Below are 19,469 nucleotides of genomic sequence, written 5' to 3' on the forward strand. Positions count from 1 at the left end.
TTGTCTGTCACAGCCCCGGCCTCGCCAATGCGTTGAGGGCGGCGGCTGTCATGGCGCTGCCCCCCAGTCTGCCGCGCACAATGGCATAGGGGACGCCGTAGGATTGTTCTGCCAGCGCCTCCTTGGATTCCGCAGCACCAACGAAGCCGACCGGCATTCCGATGATGGCAGCAGGTTTGGGAGCGCCATCGCGCAGTTTTTCCAGAAGATAGAAGAGCGCTGTCGGCGCATTGCCGATGGCGACCACGGCACCCGCCATGCGCTCGCCCCAAAGGTCGATTGCAGCAGCGGAGCGGGTATTGCCAATTTCCAGCGCGCGCGATGCCGTGCGTGGATCGCGTAGCGTGCAAATGACGTCGTTGCCGGCGGACAAGCGGGCGCGCGTGACGCCTTGCGCCACCATTTCGGCATCGCAGAAGATGGGTGCGCCCGCATTCAGCGCCGAACGCGCCGAACTGACGAAATCATCGGAAAAGACGAAATTTTTGGCTGCCTCGACCTGTCCGCAGGCATGGATCATACGAATGGCGACATCGGCTTCGACTGGTGAAAAGCGCGTGAGATTGGCCTCGGCGCGAATGATAGCAAATGAGCGTTCATAGATCGCGGTGCCATCATGAATGTAGTCATATGCGCTCATGCTCGTTCCCGTTGAAAAGCAGCGTTGATTGTGGTGGTGCCCAGCCGCGCCAGACAAGCGGCTGTTGTCTCGGATGTGTGGCGCGAGGTGCGAACCAATTCGACGATGTTGCCAAAGCCGGGGAACATATCCCGGCGTCGTGGCGCGGGTTCGGGCATGTCCCTTGCGGTGCCATTGACGACAAGACCGCACCCGCGCTCGGTTCCGATGATTGTCAGCGTTGCTGTACCGGGATGGGCGCACCCTTTGGCGCAACCCGAAACGTGGAGCGTGAACGATCCATCGAGGAAATCGCCAGACGCGATCGAGATCTCCTGCGCAATGGCGCGGGTTTCGATATGCCCGGATGCACAGGCAGGCGTTCCCGGACAGGCCGCGATGTGGTTACGTGGATCGGCGGCTTCGGTGATGAAGCCCATTTCGGTCGCGATCCGGCGCAGGCTTTGGCCAGCTTCAGTGCTCAAACACGTGAACAGCAGACAACGATGCAGGGCGGGGCGGATATCAGTGACCCCAAGAGTGATTGCCTGCTCAGTGAGATTGATGATCGTCTCGGCTGGCATGGAGCCGAATGGCAGGGCTATAGCGAGGGCATAAACGCCGTTGGCGAGAGGTAGAAGCCCGCTTGATGCAGGCATTGGGTCCGATGTGTGTTGCTGGACGAATTGATGTGTTTCGCGCGCCGGTTCTTTGCTTCCGGGCTTGTCCCCTTCAAGCAGAGAATTCGGCAGTTTCGTGCGGGGTATCTCGGTTGCCCGTCCCTCGCGTCCAAGTTCCGCGATGGATTTGAGTATCGAGATGACCGTGACGGGTGCATCTTCCTCGGACACGACGCCAAGAGGCATGGCAGTTGAAGCATTGCCAGCAATGGCCAGTTGCCATTTTACTTTGTTCTCATGGCATGTTGCGACAAGGCGAATGTCTGCAATCACGCTGTCCATGGTGATTTGCCCGCCACCATCGACAATGATGGAGACTTTTGGGCCAAGTCTCTCGGTGATACCCAAGGAATTTATGGCGGCGCGGATTTTGATCGCCAATGGTAGGGGGTTGGCGACTTCGTGCGGGTCCAGCCCGGCCAGAGGGCCGGTTTCGACGGGCACGCCAGTGCGCACGGCAATGCCGAGGGCATCGACATATGCCGCCAAATGGCGCGCGCTGTGTTCGCTCAACCCGCGTATTTGCAGGCTGCCGCGCGCGGTCACTTCCATGATGCCATTGCCATGCTGGCGCGCGGAGCGAGCCAAACCGATCAAGGCATTGGGCGAAATGTCTCCAGCAACCGGACTAAGCCGGACCAGAAGGCCGTCACCGGTCAGCATTGGCGCAGAAAGGGCGGGACAGGTGCCGCGCCGGGAAACAATACTCATGCCGCGACCCCTTGCGATTGCGCTTCGGCAATGAGAGCGGCGAGGTCGTCGTCTATGGAATTGCGCAGCGGGTGCCAGAGATCGCGACGGCGAGCCGAGAGGAACCTTTCGGCGATGAATTTCGCGGCTTTCGGGTTCTCGCGCAAAATGAATGCCCGAACCGAAGTGTCGCCTAGATAGGCATCATGCACGGCTTCGATCAGATTTCCGGGGATGGCATGGGTGGTTTCAGCAAAGCCGACAAGGCGGTCGACCGTTTCGGCGAATTCGGAAGCGCCGCGCGGGCCGTGGCGCATCTGGCCCTGAATGAAGCGTGGATTGGTCGCTCGAGCGCGCACGACACGCGATACCGCATCAATGATGGAGCGCGGTTTTGGCCGCATTGGATCGGTCGTGTCCAGGACAACCACATCGGCATTTCCACCAAGTGTTGCCAGTGCCGCCGAAAAGCCGCCGATGAAGGCAACATCGGCTGAACCCTCCAATATGTCGCGGCCCGGATCATCGCCAGTGTGGACGAGAAGATCGGCATCGGCGATACGATCGGCAAAGGCACCCGGCGCGGCAACGCCTTCGCCCTCGGCCCCGCCATAGATGTGCGATGCAGTGGCGAGATAGGCGCGCCCCAGTTCTTCGCGGCTTTGCCAGTCGCCGCTGGCCAGCAAATCTTCCAGGCCAGCGCCATAGGTGCCGGGCGACGAGCCGAAAATGCGCGGGCCGATATTGCCGTCGGTGCGGGCGCTTGCTGCCAGCGGATTTTCCGAATCGTCTTCGTCACGCATCGCCACGGCTCTGGTGGCGGCGTCGATGAGGGCGATTTGCGTGGGGAACATGTCGCGAAACAGGCCCGATATACGCCATGTGACGTCGATGCGCGGACGAGCGATGGTTGCGGGCGGCAACACTTCTATGCCGGTCACACGGCCCGTCGCAACGTCCCATAATGGGCGGCAGCCCATAAGTGCCAAGCCTTGTGCGATCTCTTCGCCTCCAGTTCGCAGCGAGGCAGAGCCCCACAGGTCGATCACCAGCGAGCGTGGCCATTCTCCATGCGACTGGAGATAGCTCAACACCACCTCATCGCTTGCTGCCTTGCCGAGGTCGAAGGCGGTGTGCGTGGGCATGGTGCGCGGATCCGCGGTGAACAGGTTGCGCCCGGTCGGCAAGACATCTGCGCGCCCACGCGAAGGCGCGCCGGAAGGACCGGCGGCAATGTGGCGGCCATCGAGCGCGGTCAGGAGGGTCGCCTTTTCCGTTGCGGCACTTTGCAGACGAAGTGCGTCCGTTTCGGCTTCGCCACAGCGTCCATAGATATGCAAGCCATCCTTGATGGTGAAATCCTTGAGATCGCAAAGCCAGGCGTCGATAAGGCGCAATGCCTCGTCGGGCGCGTCCGAGGTTGCGACGCCTGCTTCGGTGGCAAGGCCGGTTCGGGTTGCCGTTTCAACGATCAGTTTGGCAAGTCGGTCGCGGCGGCGGCGGTCAAGACCGTCGGCTTGCGCATATTCGTCAACCAGTTGTTCGAGCCGCTGCTGGTGTTCGTCCAGTCCGGCTCCTGTCAGGGGCGGGGGAGATGGCCGAGCGTGACGGCGGCTATGCGCCGCTTGGCCTGTGCTGCCTCGCCCGGATTGGAAACGATAAACGGATAGATCACCGGCAGCGAGCCGGTGACGATTTCGGAAAACACCCGGCGCTGAGTGCCACCGTCTTGCCGGGTAGCCATTCCAGCGTGCCATGCGCACCGACATGAATGATCGCATGAACGTCAAGCGATTTTTGTAACCAGAAGCCGAATGCAATGAGCGCATGGCGGGGCGGCCGCGTCGGGTCATGATAGTCGGTGCGGCGTTCCGCGATGCGCCCACGATCAGGCGCTAGAGCGATGGTGACATTGCCGAAACGTGCGGCGCGGAAGTTGAATTCGTCCTCGCCGGACTGCGCCAGTTCGTTTTCCGCCGTTCCCCATGTGGCCTCGACCGCAAGGCGTGCTTGGGATGGCAAATGTCTGGCGTGCGCATTGTAGGCTTCAAGCGTCAGTCCATCATTGCCATGTTCGATCTGGTCAAGCAACGTGCGCGGCGATTGCGGAATCCCATCAATTGCATAGCCGCTTTCCTTCAGGTCATGCAGCATGGCTATGACGCTTGAGGGAACGTCGAGGCCGACAGCATAGCCGGTGCGTCCGGGCGCACTTGGGTAATCGGGAATCAGGATGACAATACGCCGCTCTGCATGTGCTGTGCGCTGCAAGCGGATGAAGGCGGCAATGCGCTTTGCCACCTGAGTGATACGGTTCGGCTCAGTGCGATTGGTGAATGCATTGAAGGCAAGTGCTGCGTCGGCTTCGTTCTCGGCCTTGAACGAGATGGCACCGGCTAGAATGCGGCCATCGAGTTCGGGCAAGACGACATGCATGGCGAGGTCGGCGGGGACCAGTCCGCGCTGGTTTTTCTCCCACGCGTCGCGGCGCGTCGTTGCAATGATCACCTGAAAAACGGGTACATTTGCGCGGTCGAACAAGGTTTCGGTGCCGGGTTCGGCTCCAGAAGCAAAAGCCGTGGCCGTGATGATGGCGGCAGGGTTCAATGTTGCAAGGGCGGTTTCGACGAAAGCCAGTGACGTGGGTTCCTTGAGGCTGGACACGAAGATGGGAACCGCATTGATGCCGTCGCGCCTCAATTCAGCGGTTAGCGCGTCAATTGGCGCAACATCGGCGGCCAGCATCATAGACCGGTAGAACAGGATGGGAACGACAGGTGCGCTCTGGTCAAAATCTGGTTGGCTGACGAGGCCTTTTCCCGGTTCGTAGTAACCGGCTTTGGGGATTTCAACGACCTCGGTCTCAATGGCTTCCGTGCCGGAGAGCCGGGCAAGGCGGCCAACCAACGCTTTCATGTTGGCCGGGCCGCCTTCGCGGAAATAGTCAAGCAAACGGTCGAGTTCGTCGCGGGGCAGGGTCGATGCTTCGACAAGCCGCAAATCTTCATCGCGGCACTCGCCGGGCAGCAATGCCAGCTTGATGCCTTTTTCACGCGCGATTGAAGCGAGTTGGTCGCAACCGTAGCGCCACCATTCATAGCCGCCGAGAATACGCACGAGAATAACTTTCGCATGCCGGGCGACAGTGTCGATCCAAAGATCGACGGACATGGGATGGCGAAGATTGCGCAAAGCTGCAAGCCGCATGGTGGGCAGGTTTTGCGCATCCTGGCGCCATGCGGTGGCAAGGCCAGCCAGATCACTGTCGGTAAAGGACAGTGCTACCACATCCGCCGGGGATTGGCGCAGATCTACCGGCTCGATGAGATCATCGAGCGAGGCGGAAGTGGTGGTCAGGATGTGCATGGTCTGGCCTGCTTCATCCGTTGATGCGCCCGTTCTTCACCGAAACTTACCCGATCAGGATTTTTTCGATTGAAGGCCGATTGATGCCCTTCAACCCGATGACGACAAGATTGGAGCGGCGGTCCTCGTCAGGTGTCCATGCCCGATCGTAGTAATGGTTGACGCGCGCGCCAACGGCTTGAACCAGAAGCCGCATCGGCTTGCCGTCGACTTCGACGAAGCCTTTCACGCGCAGCACGTTTTCTTTCTCGGCAGCGGCTGTGACGCGTTTTGTCAGTTCGGTGGGATCGGCAATGGCGGCGATGTCGACAACGAAAGTGTCGAAGTCGTCATGTTCATGCTCGGCCTCGTTGTCGTGATGGGATTTGCGGTTGTGAATGTCGTCTTCAACAGCCAGGCCAAGGCCGAGCAGGACTGACGGATCGACGTTACCTTGTACAGTCGCGACAATCTTGACGGCTGGTGCAATATGCTCGCCGATGAGTGCATTGGCGCGCGCAATGCCCGCTTCATCCATCAAGTCGCCCTTTGTCAGGATAACGAGGTCGGCGCAGGCCACCTGATCTTCGAATACTTCTTCAATCGGATCGTCATGGTCGAGCGATTCGTCCTTGGCGCGCTGGCTGGCAAGCGCGTCCATGTCAAAAGCGACCCGCCCTTCGGCAAGGGCTGCGCCATCAACGACGGCGATGACGCCGTCTACCGTGATGCGGTTTTTGACCGTTGGCCACTGGAATGCCTGCACCAGCGGCTTGGGAAGTGCCAGCCCGGAGGTTTCGATCAGAATATGATCGACTTTTGGAGTGCGAGACAAAATCTGGTCGAGGGCCGGTACGAAATCATCGGCAACCGTGCAGCAGATGCAGCCATTAGCCAGTTCGACGATATTCTCTTCGGGGCAGGTGTCGATGCCGCAACCGCGCAGGATTTCGCCATCGACGCCAATGTCGCCGAACTCATTGACGATGAGGGCCAGCCGCTTGCCGCTGGCCTGTTCCAGCAAATGACGGATCAGCGTTGTCTTGCCGGCACCGAGAAAGCCGGTGACTACTGTGCATGGCACACGCGAGGCGGTGGCGGTCATGGTCAATCCTTCAGGATTTCGAGGGGAGGGATGCGCGCGACAAGGCCGCGTTTCAGGGCGTCGGGGCGGCCACGCCACGGAATGAGACCGTTTGTCGAGTTTGCGAAAAGCCTGGCTCCGGCGACAAGATCGTCGCCGCTGGTTGCAGTCAGATCGCCGAATACGTAGCTCCAGGCACCATCACGCAGGAGTGCCGCGCTGAGGCGGCGCTTGCAATTGCCAAGACATTCGACGGTATGGACGCGGACGTTTTCGTCTTTTGCGGCGCGGCGCGTATCGTCTGCCAACAGGGTGCCGGCACGCGGATGGTTGTCGCAACCGCTTTCGTCGCGGCAAGATGCACAGACGATGACAGTTACGAGCGCCGGAGCATCCGTGTCCCCGGGATCATTGTTGACTGTTTTGGCCGGAAAACTGCCATCTTGACGCAAAACCACGCTCCTTGTCTGGGGCACCCGCCAGACGGTCGGAATTTCTGTTCAAACGGCAGGTCTCCTGGCTCGCGGGTCGTCGCCTTGTTGCCGCCTTCCCGGGAACTTCCCCAGTGGTGTTCGGCCTGGCTCGTCGCTTACAGTTGCGGGGACAGCTGCGGACTAAAGATCTTACGATCCTGCACCGCATTCCCTCTTAGCTCCTCTCTGTTGGGAGAGGAGACCGTCTGTTGCGGATTTAGGCTTGAGAGGGTGGCTGTGTCAACGGGGGCTACGACGTTGCAATGTCTGCAAGCGACGCACCAAGATTGCCCGCTGGCGTGATTTCAATTCGCTCGAGGCCAAGCCAGAGCTGCATTGATTTTAGCTCCGCGAACAGTTCCCGCGCCGTATTGTCTGGTGCGCCGGGTTCGCCATAGGCTGCGTGAACGCGCAGGATGCACGCGGGGCGGTCGGCCTTGAGGTCGACGCGGGCGACGATCCTGTCACCCAACAGAAAGGGCAGCACATAATATCCGTACTGGCGCTTGTCGGCCGGCGTATAAATTTCGATGCGATAGCGGAACCCGAACAGGTTTTCGGTGCGCTTGCGCTCAAAAACCAGCGGATCGAAGGGGGCGAGCAGAGCACGGGCCTCGATCTTGCGCGGCAACCGCGCGTCCTTGTGGATATACGTCTGCTTTTCCCATCCTTTGATGCGAACAGGTATCAGGTCGCCTTCCTCAACCAATTCTTCGATGCGCCCCTTGATGTCGGCAGGCGAAAGCCGGAAATAATCACGCAGGCAGTTTGCCGTTGCGATGCCATGGGCGCGGGCCGAAATGCGCAGCAATTGACGATGGGAATCAGTTGGAGAGGGCGTTGGCATTTCAAGTATGGCAGGCGGTAGCACGCGCTCGGGCAAATCGTAGAAACGCTCGAAACCACGCCGGTAAGCGGTGGTGATGTGACCAGCCCAAAACAGCCATTCGAACGCATGCTTGGCCTCGCTCCACCCCCACCAGCCACCGGTTCCCTTCTGGCCTTCAAGGTCCGAGGCGGCAATCGGGCCACGTTCAACCACCGCCTGATAGATAGTCTTTATATAGTCGGCACGCTCCCGCCCGAATTTTGCCAGTCCGCGGTACATTTCCTCGCCGTTTTCGGCTCGGCGCATGCGCCAACGCATCAGCGGATAAAATTCGACGGGCAACAAGGAAGCCTCATGCGCCCAGTATTCGAACAAAAGGCGCTTTCGCGAGGTGGCGGCATTGTCGAGCATAGCCAGTTGATAGGGGCCGGCGCGAGAATAGAGCGGCATATAATGCGCACGCACGACGGCGCTGACAGAATCGATTTGCAGGAGACCGGTGCGCGAAAGTGTTCTTGCCAGATGCCCGCGATTGATGATGCCAGCGGGCCGTGATTTTGCGAAGCCTTGTGCGGCCAGCGTAATGCGGCGGGCTTGGTTGACCGAGATTGTGTCGTTCATTCGTGCCTTCTCATGATTGTTGCCAAGCCAGGGGAACGCCTGTCTATGCCTATCCTAGCAGGGAAGGTGGCAATCTATGTCAGGAGAAAAAGTGGAGTGTAAAACGAAGGAAAACAAAAGAGCACAGACTGCTCCCGTTGCATCGTATAAAGGAGACTGCGCCACGTTTTGAACAAGGTTTGACTTGCGTCGCAGGAGTGGCTGCGCTAACCCTCGCCGCATTGCAGCATGAGACCGGTCAAACGGTCCGGCGGTGAACTGTCGCGCTTCCGTAACGGGTCCTGCTGCTATAGAATCAGGCGGATAGGCCGTTAACGGAAAGTCGCAGCATGAACGCATTGTTGAGTTCGTATCTGCCCATAGTTATTTTCATCGGGGTCGCGATGGTGGTGGGGCTGGCGCTTATTGTCGCTCCCTTCCTGGTTGCATACCGCAATCCCGATCCGGAAAAACTTTCGGCATATGAGTGCGGGTTCAATTCCTTCGATGACGCACGCATGAAGTTTGACGTCCGCTTTTATCTGGTTTCGATCCTGTTCATCATTTTCGATCTGGAAGTGGCGTTTCTGTTTCCGTGGGCGGTTTCCTTTGGTGATATAGGCATGCTTGGCTTCTGGTCGATGATGGTTTTCCTCGGCGTTTTGACCATCGGCTTTGCCTATGAATGGAAGAAGGGGGCGCTGGAATGGGATTGACCGATAATTCCGGCACACTGGTTGCGCCGAGCCCGAAAGGCATACTGGATCCGAGTACCGGCAAGCCGGTTGGTGCGAACGATCCGTTTTTCCTCGGCATCAATGACGAGCTTTCCGACAAGGGTTTTCTGGTCACCTCGACGGATGCGCTGATTACATGGGCGCGCAGCGGTTCGCTCATGTTCATGACATTTGGTCTGGCATGCTGTGCGGTCGAGATGATTCACACGTCGATGCCGCGCTATGACAGCGAGCGTTTCCGGAGTCGCGCCGCGTGCCTCACCTCGCCAGTCGGATATCATGATCGTTGCCGGGACGCTGACCAACAAGATGGCACCTGCGCTGCGCAAGGTTTACGACCAGATGCCGGAACCGCGCTACGTGATTTCCATGGGGTCGTGCGCCAATGGTGGCGGTTATTACCACTATTCGTATTCGGTTGTGCGTGGTTGCGATCGCATCGTGCCGGTCGATATTTATGTTCCGGGCTGCCCGCCGAGCGCGGAGGCTCTTTTGTATGGCATTCTCCTTCTGCAAAAGAAGATTCGCCGTACCGGCACGATTGAGCGGTGAGCGATCATGAGTGAAGCACTCGAAAGTCTTGCCGCCCATATCGAGGGTCGGCTTGATGCCAATATCGTGGAAAGCGTTATCGCTCATGGCGAATTGACGCTGACGGTGAGGGCTGAGGATATTGTTGAAACGGCGCGCTTCCTGCGCGACGATCCTTCATGCCGGTTTGTTTCAATCATCGATGTCTGCGGTGCCGACTTTCCAGCGCGGGTGCGGCGTTTTGACGTGATCTACCACTTCCTGTCGCCGACAAAGAACCATCGTATCCGCATCAAGGTCGAGGCAGCCGAGGACACCGTCGTGCCCTCGATTACCGGGGTTTTGCTGGTGCCGACTGGTATGAGCGTGAAACTTACGATCTTTACGGCGTGCTTTTTTCCGGCCATCCCGATTTGCGTCGGCTGCTGACCGATTATGGGTTCGAGGGCCATCCGCTTCGTAAAGACTTCCCACTGACCGGTTTTGTAGAGGTGCGCTACGATGATGAAGCCAAGCGCGTTGTCTATGAGCCTGTGGAATTGAAGCAGGAATTTCGCGATTTCGATTTTCTCTCGCCATGGGAGGGTACGGATTACGTGCTGCCGGGCGACGAGAAAGCCAAGACGAATTGAGGCGCGGTAATGGCTGAAACCTCCGTTCGCAATTTCAACATCAATTTCGGTCCGCAGCATCCTGCAGCGCATGGCGTGCTTCGCCTCGTGCTGGAACTTGACGGCGAAGTCGTCGATCGGGTCGATCCGCATATCGGGCTTTTGCATCGCGGTACCGAGAAACTGATCGAGCACAAGACCTATCTTCAGGCTGTGCCTTATCTCGACCGGCTCGATTATTGCGCGCCAATGAACCAGGAGCACGCGTTTGCGCTTGCTGCCGAGCGTCTGCTTGAGATCGAAGTGCCGAAGCGCGGCCAGCTTATCCGGGTTCTCTATTCGGAAATCGGCCGCATCATGTCGCATCTTCTCAATGTGACGACGCAGGCGATGGATGTTGGCGCATTGACGCCTCCGCTATGGGGGTTTGTCGAGCGCGAAAAACTGATGGTGTTTTATGAGCGTGCCAGCGGTTCACGCATGCATGCGGCCTATTTCCGCCCGGGCGGCGTTCATCAGGATTTGCCCGAGCAACTGATCGAGGACATTGGCAAATGGATCGATCCATTCCTTAAATCGGTTGACGATCTCGATGTGCTTTTGACGCCGAACCGTATCTTCAAGCAGCGCAATGCCGATATCGGCGTCATCTCGCTGGAGGATGCCTGGGCTTGGGGATTTTCGGGCGTGATGGTGCGTGGTTCTGGTGCGGCTTGGGATTTGCGCAAATCGCAGCCTTACGAATGTTATGCCGAACTCGATTTCGATATTCCCGTTGGCAAGAACGGCGATTGCTATGATCGTTACCTGATCCGCATGGAAGAGATGCGCCAGTCTGCCCGGATCATGCGCCAGTGCATCGATCTGTTGCTTGGCAAGGAAAGCAGCGGACCGGTTTCAAACATTGATGGCAAAGTGGTTCCGCCCAAACGGGGGAAATGAAACGCTCGATGGAGGCGTTGATTCACCACTTCAAGCTTTACACCGAGGGCTACAAGGTTCCCGCTGGCGAAGTTTATGCAGCCGTGGAAGCGCCGAAAGGCGAGTTCGGCGTCTATCTGATTTCGGATGGAACCAACAAACCTTATCGTTGCAAGCTGCGTGCGCCAGGGTTTGCACATCTACAGGCCATGGATTTCCTGTGCCGTGGTCATTTGCTTGGCGACGTTACGGCAGTTCTCGGCTCTCTCGATATCGTTTTTGGTGAGGTCGATCGCTAATGTCCGTCCGCCGTCTCGCAGATGCCAGTATCCAGCCAGCGACGTTCGCCTTCAACAGGGCGAATGGGGCTGCCGCAAAGCAATGGATCAAGAAATATCCCAAAGGGCGCCAGCAGTCGGCGATCATCCCGTTGCTCATGCTTGCGCAGGATCAGGAAGGCTGGGTGACCAAGGCGGCGATCGAGACCGTCTGCGACATGCTCGAAATGCCTTATATTCGCGGCCTTGAGGTTGCGACTTTCTATACGCAATACCAGTTGAAGCCTGTGGGTACCCGTGCTCACATACAGGTTTGCGGGACGACGCCATGTGCTTTGCGCGGGGCGGACGGCTTGATGGATGTGTGTCGCTCCAAGATTCACCACGACCAGTTCCAGACCAACGACAAAGGGACATTGTCGTGGGAGGAAGTTGAATGCCTGGGCGCTTGCGTCAATGCGCCAATGGTCATGATCTTCAAGGATACATATGAAGACCTGACGCCTGAGCGGCTTGAAGAGATCATTGATCTCTATGATGCCGGCAAAGGTGGTTCGGTGACGCCGGGGCCGCAGAACGGACGCGTCTATTCCGCACCGAGCACCGGGTTGACTTCGCTGACGAACGAAAAGGCGGTTTTGAAATCGACACGCGGTCAAGCGAGTAAAACGACGGCCAAGACGACCAAAAGCTCCACTTCGACTGCACCTTCCAGAGCCGGGAAGCCCAAGACCGATGCGCCAGAGACCAGCCCGGCACTAAAATCGCCTTCCAAGGCCAAGGTTAAATCCGCTGCGGAGAAGCAGGCGAGCGTTTCCGCGCCGAAACATTCGGCTGCCAATGCCAACAAGGCGGCACCCGAGCATGGCGGTGGTGGTAAACAGCGTAGTGGTTCCAGGTCCAAAGCCGCGCCGGTTGGTGCAATCAAGGCACCTGGGTTGAAAGGCAATGCTTCGGCGAAAAAGCAGCAGGAAGTGCCAAGCCCTCGCTTGATGACAAGAACCGTCCATCTGTGGTCAAGAAGCCTGCGACGCCGGATGATCTGAAGCTGATTTCGGGCGTCGGCCCCAAAAATGAGAGCGTTCTTCATTCGCTGGGCATTTATACATTTGCGCAGGTTGGCGCATGGAAAAAGGCAGAACGAGACTGGGTTGACGGCTACCTCAATTTCCACGGACGGGTTGAGCGGGAAGATTGGGTGAAGCAGGCCAAGGCGCTCGCCAAGGGCGGCGTTGCGGAATACATCCGCGTATTTGGCAAGAAGCCGGTCTGAGGAACGAAGAGATGCTTGAGGACAAAGATCGTATCTTCACCAACATCTACGGCCAGTTCGACCGTTCGCTGAAAGGCGCGATGGCGCGCGGGCAATGGGATGGCACGGCCGGTATCATTGCCAAGGGTCGCGACTGGATCATTAACGAGATGAAGGCCTCCGGCCTGCGTGGGCGCGGTGGCGCGGGTTTCCCGACGGGGTTGAAATGGTCGTTCATGCCAAAGCAGAGCGATGGGCGTCCGAGCTATCTCGTCGTCAATGCCGATGAATCCGAACCCGGCACCTGCAAGGATCGCGACATTATGCGCCATGACCCGCACACGCTGGTCGAGGGTTGCCTGCTTGCCGGCTTCGCCATGGGAGCGGTTGCCGCCTACATCTATATTCGCGGCGAATTCATTCGTGAACGCGAGGCGCTGCAACGTGCAATCGACGAGGCTTATGAGGCCAAGCTGATCGGCAAGGGCAACAAGAACGGCCATGATTTCGAGATCTATGTGCATCATGGTGCAGGGGCCTATATTTGCGGCGAGGAGACAGCGCTGCTGGAAAGCCTTGAAGGCAAAAAAGGCCAGCCACGGTTGAAGCCGCCATTCCCTGCCAATGTGGGGCTTTATGGTTGCCCGACGACCGTCAACAATGTGGAATCGATTGCGGTTGCCCCGACAATTTTACGGCGCGGCGCGTCGTGGTTCTCGTCGTTTGGACGTGCGAACAATGTTGGAACCAAACTGTTCATGCTGGTTGGCCATGTGAACACGCCATGCACCGTCGAAGAAAGGATGGGCATTACCTTCCGCGAACTCGTGGAAAAGCATGGCGGTGGCATTCGCGGCGGTTGGGATAATCTGCTTGCGGTCATTCCGGGAGGCGCATCGTGCCCTGTCGTCAAGGCCGAGGATATTATCGATTGCCAGATGGATTTTGACGGGTTGCGGGAGAAAAAATCCTCCTTTGGCACTGCCGCCGTCATTGTCATGGACAAGTCGACGGACATTGTGAAAGCCATTGCCCGGCTTTCCTATTTCTTCAAACACGAAAGCTGTGGCCAGTGCACGCCATGCCGTGAAGGGACCGGCTGGATGTGGCGGGTGATGGAACGTCTTGTGCGTGGCGAGGCGCAAAAGCGCGAGATCGACATGTTGCTTGACGTGACCAAGCAGATCGAGGGCCATACCATTTGCGCGCTGGGCGATGCAGCAGCATGGCCGGTGCAGGGGCTTATCCGTAATTTTCGCCCGGAGATCGAAAGGCGCATCGACGAATTCACACGCAATGCCGATCAAGTTCGGCCTGTGCTTGCCGCAGCCGAATAGAAATAACTGAGAAAGTGCGGGCGAAGTCCGAATTGAGGAAACCAGGAAGAGGGCAAAAAGGAAGAAACGACATAGGAGAGATGACATGTCGAAATTTCCCATTCCCGATAATTTGACGACCAATATGAACGAATTCGAGAAAATGAGCGAAGACCTGACCAAATTGATGCCGAAAGAGATGGCCAGTGCCGTCAATCTGTTTGCGCATCCTGCTGCGGGCATAGCGGCCATGTCGGCGCTCAGTGTGGGCGTGGCCAGTCAGACGTTCGGGTTGTGGCTTGGTGCGCTTTCCGGGGCTGCGCAAGCTTCACAACGTCTGTTTGAACCGCCGGTTGATGATGTGCCGGATGCTGACGTTTCGGACGATTGTGGCGCCCCCCGTGCGGGCAAGACGGCGACTGCACCAAAGGCGCGGGTCGCGGATGTGCCGGCCCTTACAGTTGTTGGAGCGCCAGTGAACGCCGAGGTGATGCCGGAAGATTACCGCCAGCCGCAAATAGCTGAAAGACCGGCGACCCCGGACGACCTCAAGGCAATATCGGGAGTTGGGCCAAAACTCGAGACGGTTCTCAATGGTTTCGGCGTTTGGACCTATGACCAGATTGCAGGTTGGACGGTTCCTGAAATTGCATGGATGGAAGATACGCTCGGTTTCAAGGGGCGTGTCAGCCGTGACAACTGGATTGGGCAGGCTGCGGAATTATCCGAAGGCAAATTGAAACATTGAAGTGAAGCCGGGCACGCAAGCCGTGCCCGGAACTGGAATTGCGGCGGGAGCCGACAGGGTTCGAGGCGATATGGCAAAGCTGAAGGTCGACGGGAAAGAAATAACAGTACCCGACCACTATACGCTGCTGCAGGCGGCGGAAGAGGCGGGCGCGGAAGTGCCGCGTTTCTGCTTCCATGAACGGCTGTCGATTGCCGGCAATTGTCGCATGTGTCTGGTCGAGGTGAAGGGTGGACCGCCCAAGCCGACCGCTTCATGCGCGATGGGCGTGCGCGATCTGCGGCCCGGCCCGAATGGCGAGACGCCGGAAATGTTCACCAATACGCCGATGGTCAAAAAGGCGCGCGAAGGGGTGATGGAGTTCCTGCTCATCAACCATCCGCTCGACTGCCCGATCTGCGATCAGGGTGGCGAATGCGATCTGCAAGACCAGGCGATGGCTTTCGGCGTCGATCTCGTCGCGCTTCCATGAGAACAAGCGCGCAGTTGAGGACAAATATATCGGTCCGCTGGTCAAGACGATCATGACGCGCTGCATCCATTGCACGCGCTGTGTGCGCTTCACGACCGAAGTGGCGGGCATTTCCGAGCTTGGCCTGATCGGGCGCGGCGAAGACGCGGAGATCACCACCTATCTCGAACAGGCGATGACATCGGAACTGCAAGGCAATGTCATCGATTTGTGTCCGGTCGGCGCGTTGACTTCCAAGCCATATGCCTTTCAGGCGCGACCGTGGGAGCTGACCAAAACGGAATCCATCGACGTGATGGATGCGGTTGGTTCGTCGATACGTGTTGATTCGCGGGGCCGTGAAGTGATGCGCATCATGCCGCGCAATAATGATGCGGTGAACGAGGAGTGGATTTCCGACAAGACCCGCTTCATCTGGGATGGGCTGCGCACGCAGCGCCTCGACCGGCCCTATGTTCGCCGGGATGGCAAGCTGGTGGCGGCAAGCTGGAATGATGCTTTCGCTGCGATCAAGGAGGGTGTGTCCAAAACCAGCGCTGACAAAATCGGCGCAATCGCTGGCGATCTTGCTGCTGTCGAAGAAATGTACGCCTTGAAGCTGTTGATGACTTCGCTTGGTTCCGGCAATCTGGATTGCCGGCAAGATGGTGTGGCACTTGATCCGGCGCTTGGCAGGGCGAGCTATATTTTCAATCCGACAATCGAGGGGATTGATGAGGCCGATGCCATCCTGATCGTTGGTTCCAACCCCCGCTTTGAGGCATCCGTGTTGAACGCGCGTATGCGCAAGCGTTTCCGGGCAGGCCCGCTGCCCATTGGTGTCATTGGTGAATTTGGCGACCTTCGTTACGATTACGAGCAACTTGGCACTGGGCCTGAGGCGTTGAAGGAACTGGTTGAGGGTAAGGGCAAGTTCTTCCAAACGTTGAAGAAATCCAACCATCCGCTTATTATCGTGGGGCAAGGTGCGCTGGCGCGTACAGACGGTGCAGCCATACTCGGTCAGGCCGCCAAGCTTGCCAGCGCGGTGAATGGCGCGCGTCCTGACTGGAATGGCCTTGCCGTTCTTCATCATGCAGCGGCGCGGGTTGGCGGTCTCGATATCGGCTTTGTTCCGGGCGAGGGCGGCAAAGCTGTTGCCGATATGCTGGATGCGACGGACGTCTTGTTCCTGCTTGGGGCAGATGAGCTGGATATGAGCAAGGTCAGCAGCAAGCTGGTCGTCTATATCGGAACGCATGGCGATGCGGGCGCTCATCGTGCCGACGTGATTTTGCCCGCGGCGGCGTACACGGAAAAGTCTGGCACCTATGTCAATACGGAAGGGCGTGTGCAACGAACCAACCGCGCAGGTTTTGCGCCGGGCGATGCACGCGAAGACTGGGCCATATTGAGGGCGCTGTCGGACGTGCTTGGCAAGACGCTGCCTTTCGATTCGCTGGCGCAGCTACGGGCGAAACTCCACGAGGATTACCCGCATCTTGCGCATATCGACCAGATCGCGGCCGGCGATGAGAAAGACATTCCCAAGATTGCCAAGGTTGGCGGGCGGCTGAACAAGGCAGGATTTGCTTCGCCGGTTGGAAACTTCTATTTGACCAACCCGATAGCGCGCGCCTCTGCGGTGATGGCGGAATGCTCGGCGCTTGCCAAGAGCGACTTCAAGCAGGCGGCGGAATGACGATGGACAGTTTCTTCTCTTTTTATGTGCTGCCGGCTTTGATCATCCTGTTGAAGTCCGTTGTGCTGATCGTCGTTCTTCTGATCTTCGTGGCCTACATTCTTTATGCCGACCGCAAGATCTGGGCTGCTGTGCAGTTGAGGCGCGGGCCGAATGTCGTTGGGCCGTGGGGTCTCTTGCAGGCGTTTGCCGATCTGTTGAAATTTGTCTTCAAGGAACCGATCATTCCATCGGGCGCCAACAAAGGCGTTTTCCTGCTGGCACCACTGGTTTCTGCCGTTCTCGCACTGGCTGCGTGGGCGGTAATTCCGGTCAGCGAAGGCTGGGCGGTTGCCAATATCAATGTCGGTATTCTCTATGTTCTCGCCATCTCCTCGCTCGAGGTTTACGGCGTGATCATGGGCGGCTGGGCGTCCAACTCGAAATATCCGTTTCTCGGCGCGTTGCGCTCGGCCGCGCAGATGGTGTCCTATGAAGTGTCCATCGGCTTCGTCATTGTCACGGTTCTGCTTTGCGTCGGGTCTCTCAACCTGACCGACATCGTACTTGCGCAGCAAGATGGCCTTGGCACGCGCCTTGGTCTTTCCAATTCATTTCTGGATTGGCATTGGCTGTCGCTGTTCCCGATGTTCGTCATCTTTTTTGTCTCGGCCCTGGCAGAGACAAACCGCCCGCCCTTCGATCTGGTCGAAGCGGAGTCGGAACTGGTTGCCGGCCACATGGTCGAATATTCGTCGACGCCCTTCCTGCTTTTCTTCCTCGGGGAATATGTAGCTATCGTATTGATGTGCGCGCTTACCACGATCCTGTTTCTTGGCGGATGGCTGCCGCCTTTCGATTTTGCCCCGTTCACCTGGGTTCCGGGCGTGATCTGGTTTGTGCTCAAAGTATGCTTCGTGTTCTTCATGATCTCCATGGTGAAGGCGATCGTGCCACGCTACCGCTATGACCAGTTGATGCGCCTTGGCTGGAAAGTGTTCCTGCCGATCTCGCTGTTCATGGTCGTGGCGACTGCTGCCTTCCTCAAATTCTCGGGGTTTGCGTGATGTCTGCTCTTTCTCATGCCGCCAAGTCGCTGCTGTTGCAGGATTTCGTCATCGCCTTTTTTCTGGGGATGCGCCAATTCTTCGCGCCCAAGGAGACGATCAACTATCCGCATGAAAAAGGGCCGATTAGTCCGCGCTTTCGTGGCGAACATGCGCTGCGGCGCTATCCGAACGGCGAAGAGCGCTGCATAGCCTGCAAATTGTGCGAGGCGATTTGCCCGGCTCAGGCCATCACCATCGAGGCCGGTCCGCGCCGCAATGACGGCACGCGGCGCACGGTGCGCTACGACATCGATATGGTGAAGTGCATTTACTGCGGCTTTTGTCAGGAAGCCTGCCCCGTCGATGCGATTGTCGAAGGGCCGAATTTCGAGTTCGCGACGGAGACGCGTGAAGAGCTTTATTACGACAAGGACAAGCTTCTGGCGAATGGCGATCGCTGGGAGCGCGAGATCGCGCGCAACATGTCTTTGGATGCGCCGTATCGCTGATTGGTGAGTGATGGACGAGCCGCAACGGCTCGTTTAAGGAACACGCGACTTCGGCTGCGCAAGTGGAACGAAGTCCAGAAAAGCGAACATGGCACATTGCCTCTGTTCGATCCTAGGAAAGCCGGGGGAACCCATGTTGAACGGACTAGAGGCGGCCTTTTTTACCTCTTCGCCTTTGTAGCGGTGGGGTCGGCCTTTATGGTCATCTCATCACGCAATCCCGTGCATTCCGTGCTTTTTCTTATATTGACGTTTTTCAACGCAGCCGGGTTGTTCCTGCTGGTGGGTGCCGAATTCCTGGCGATGATCCTGCTCATTGTCTATGTCGGCGCGGTGATGGTTCTGTTCCTGTTCGTTATCATGATGCTTGACGTGGACTTCGCGGAGTTCAAGAGCGGAGCGCTGCAATATGCGCCAATCGGCGCAATGGTCGGTCTTATCCTGGCTGCCGAGCTTATCGTGGTAACCGGCGGTTTCGTGCTGTCACCTAAACTTGGCACAGCAGCGGCAATGCCGATCCCCGATCTTGCCGAGCGCAGCAATACGGCGGCTTTGGGCGACATCATCTACACGGATTACATCCACTTCTTCCAGATGGCGGGTATCGTTTTGCTGGTTGCCATGGTCGGTGCGATTGCGCTGACGCTCAGGCACAAGCAGGGCGTTAAACGCCAGAGCATCCCGGCACAGAACGCCCGCACGCCGCAGACCGCGATCGAGGTGCGGAAAGTCGAAACGGGGAAAGGCATCTGACATGAGCGTCGGCATTGGACATTACCTGACCCTCTCGGCGATCCTGTTTACGATCGGCGTGTTCGGCATCTTTCTCAATCGCAAGAACGTCATCGTCATCATGATGTCGATCGAATTGCTGCTGCTCGCCGCGAACATCAATTTCGTCGCCTTTTCCTCGGTGCTGAATGATCTGGTGGGGCAGGTGTTCGTGCTATTCGTGCTGACGATTGCCGCCGCCGAAGCGGCCATCGGGCTTGCCATACTTGTAGTTTTCTTCCGCAACCGCGGCTCCATCGCGGTGGAAGACGTGAATATGATGAAGGGTTAGGA

Annotated in this window: 13 protein-coding genes, 6 pseudogenes and 1 riboswitch; of the genes and pseudogenes, 13 read left to right on the forward strand and 6 right to left on the reverse strand. The window is 58.0% G+C overall.

Annotation, left to right across the window (positions count from 1 at the left end):
- Positions 1-7: 7 nt before the first annotated feature.
- The 6 genes and pseudogenes from AC0L7S_RS14700 to AC0L7S_RS14725 form a co-directional block, all read right to left on the reverse strand.
- Positions 8-640, reverse strand: a complete 633-nt coding sequence (locus AC0L7S_RS14700; RefSeq protein ID WP_473471721.1) for a precorrin-8X methylmutase — start codon at positions 638-640, stop codon at positions 8-10.
- A complete protein-coding gene (cobG, locus tag AC0L7S_RS14705) occupies positions 637-2,010 on the reverse strand; it encodes a precorrin-3B synthase (RefSeq protein WP_473471722.1) in 1,374 nt (457 codons plus the stop codon). Before cobG ends, AC0L7S_RS14700 begins: the two co-directional genes overlap by 4 nt.
- Positions 2,007-5,355 (reverse strand): annotated as a pseudogene (gene cobN, locus AC0L7S_RS14710) (cobaltochelatase subunit CobN). The gene cobG and the pseudogene cobN overlap by 4 nt, the downstream one beginning before the upstream one ends.
- 46 nt (positions 5,356-5,401) lie before the next feature.
- Positions 5,402-6,439: a cobalamin biosynthesis protein CobW gene (cobW, locus tag AC0L7S_RS14715; protein ID WP_473471723.1), complete on the reverse strand. Its 1,038-nt coding sequence runs from the start codon at positions 6,437-6,439 to the stop codon at positions 5,402-5,404.
- A gap of 2 nt (positions 6,440-6,441) precedes the next feature.
- Positions 6,442-6,870, reverse strand: a complete 429-nt coding sequence (locus AC0L7S_RS14720; RefSeq protein WP_473471724.1) for a DUF1636 family protein — start codon at positions 6,868-6,870, stop codon at positions 6,442-6,444.
- Positions 6,871-6,907: 37 nt separating this feature from the next.
- A riboswitch (cobalamin riboswitch) is annotated at positions 6,908-7,113 on the reverse strand.
- A gap of 28 nt (positions 7,114-7,141) precedes the next feature.
- A complete protein-coding gene (locus AC0L7S_RS14725; RefSeq protein WP_473471725.1) occupies positions 7,142-8,341 on the reverse strand; it encodes a winged helix-turn-helix domain-containing protein in 1,200 nt (399 codons plus the stop codon).
- A gap of 329 nt (positions 8,342-8,670) precedes the next feature.
- Between AC0L7S_RS14725 and AC0L7S_RS14730 the strand changes: the two genes are divergently transcribed.
- The 13 genes and pseudogenes from AC0L7S_RS14730 (at position 8,671) to nuoK (ending at position 19,467) form a co-directional block, all read left to right on the forward strand.
- Positions 8,671-9,036 carry an NADH-quinone oxidoreductase subunit A gene (locus AC0L7S_RS14730; RefSeq protein WP_473471726.1) on the forward strand — a complete coding sequence of 122 codons (366 nt, stop codon included), beginning with the start codon at positions 8,671-8,673 and terminating at the stop codon, positions 9,034-9,036.
- Positions 9,027-9,609: pseudogene (locus AC0L7S_RS14735) on the forward strand (NuoB/complex I 20 kDa subunit family protein). The gene AC0L7S_RS14730 and the pseudogene AC0L7S_RS14735 overlap by 10 nt, the downstream one beginning before the upstream one ends.
- 3 nt (positions 9,610-9,612) lie before the next feature.
- Positions 9,613-10,220, forward strand: a pseudogene (locus AC0L7S_RS14740) (NADH-quinone oxidoreductase subunit C).
- A gap of 9 nt (positions 10,221-10,229) precedes the next feature.
- Positions 10,230-11,419: pseudogene (locus AC0L7S_RS14745) on the forward strand (NADH-quinone oxidoreductase subunit D).
- The gene (gene nuoE, locus AC0L7S_RS14750; protein WP_473471727.1) at positions 11,419-12,444 is read left to right on the forward strand and encodes an NADH-quinone oxidoreductase subunit NuoE; all 1,026 of its coding nucleotides are present in this window, start codon (positions 11,419-11,421) and stop codon (positions 12,442-12,444) included. Before AC0L7S_RS14745 ends, nuoE begins: the two are co-directional and overlap by 1 nt.
- A complete protein-coding gene (locus AC0L7S_RS14755) occupies positions 12,411-12,671 on the forward strand; it encodes a hypothetical protein (protein WP_473471728.1) in 261 nt (86 codons plus the stop codon). Before nuoE ends, AC0L7S_RS14755 begins: the two co-directional genes overlap by 34 nt.
- An 11-nt stretch (positions 12,672-12,682) precedes the next feature.
- Positions 12,683-13,987, forward strand: coding sequence for an NADH-quinone oxidoreductase subunit NuoF (nuoF, locus tag AC0L7S_RS14760; protein ID WP_473471729.1), 1,305 nt, complete (start codon positions 12,683-12,685; stop codon positions 13,985-13,987).
- 85 nt (positions 13,988-14,072) lie between these two features.
- A complete protein-coding gene (locus AC0L7S_RS14765; protein ID WP_473471730.1) occupies positions 14,073-14,714 on the forward strand; it encodes an NADH-ubiquinone dehydrogenase in 642 nt (213 codons plus the stop codon).
- Positions 14,715-14,784: 70 nt separating this feature from the next.
- Positions 14,785-16,867: pseudogene (gene nuoG, locus AC0L7S_RS14770) on the forward strand (NADH-quinone oxidoreductase subunit NuoG).
- Positions 16,868-16,869: 2 nt separating this feature from the next.
- Complete coding sequence (gene nuoH, locus AC0L7S_RS14775) at positions 16,870-17,913, forward strand: NADH-quinone oxidoreductase subunit NuoH (RefSeq protein WP_473474312.1); 1,044 nt, start codon at positions 16,870-16,872, stop codon at positions 17,911-17,913.
- Positions 17,913-18,404: an NADH-quinone oxidoreductase subunit NuoI gene (gene nuoI, locus AC0L7S_RS14780; RefSeq protein WP_473471731.1), complete on the forward strand. Its 492-nt coding sequence runs from the start codon at positions 17,913-17,915 to the stop codon at positions 18,402-18,404. Before nuoH ends, nuoI begins: the two co-directional genes overlap by 1 nt.
- Before the next feature lie 133 nt (positions 18,405-18,537).
- Positions 18,538-19,157: pseudogene (locus AC0L7S_RS14785) on the forward strand (NADH-quinone oxidoreductase subunit J).
- Between the two features lies 1 nt (position 19,158).
- Positions 19,159-19,467 carry an NADH-quinone oxidoreductase subunit NuoK gene (gene nuoK, locus AC0L7S_RS14790; RefSeq protein ID WP_473471732.1) on the forward strand — a complete coding sequence of 103 codons (309 nt, stop codon included), beginning with the start codon at positions 19,159-19,161 and terminating at the stop codon, positions 19,465-19,467.
- Positions 19,468-19,469 lie beyond the last annotated feature (2 nt).

It is taken from the genome of Mesorhizobium sp. G2-6-1 (assembly GCF_055809095.1).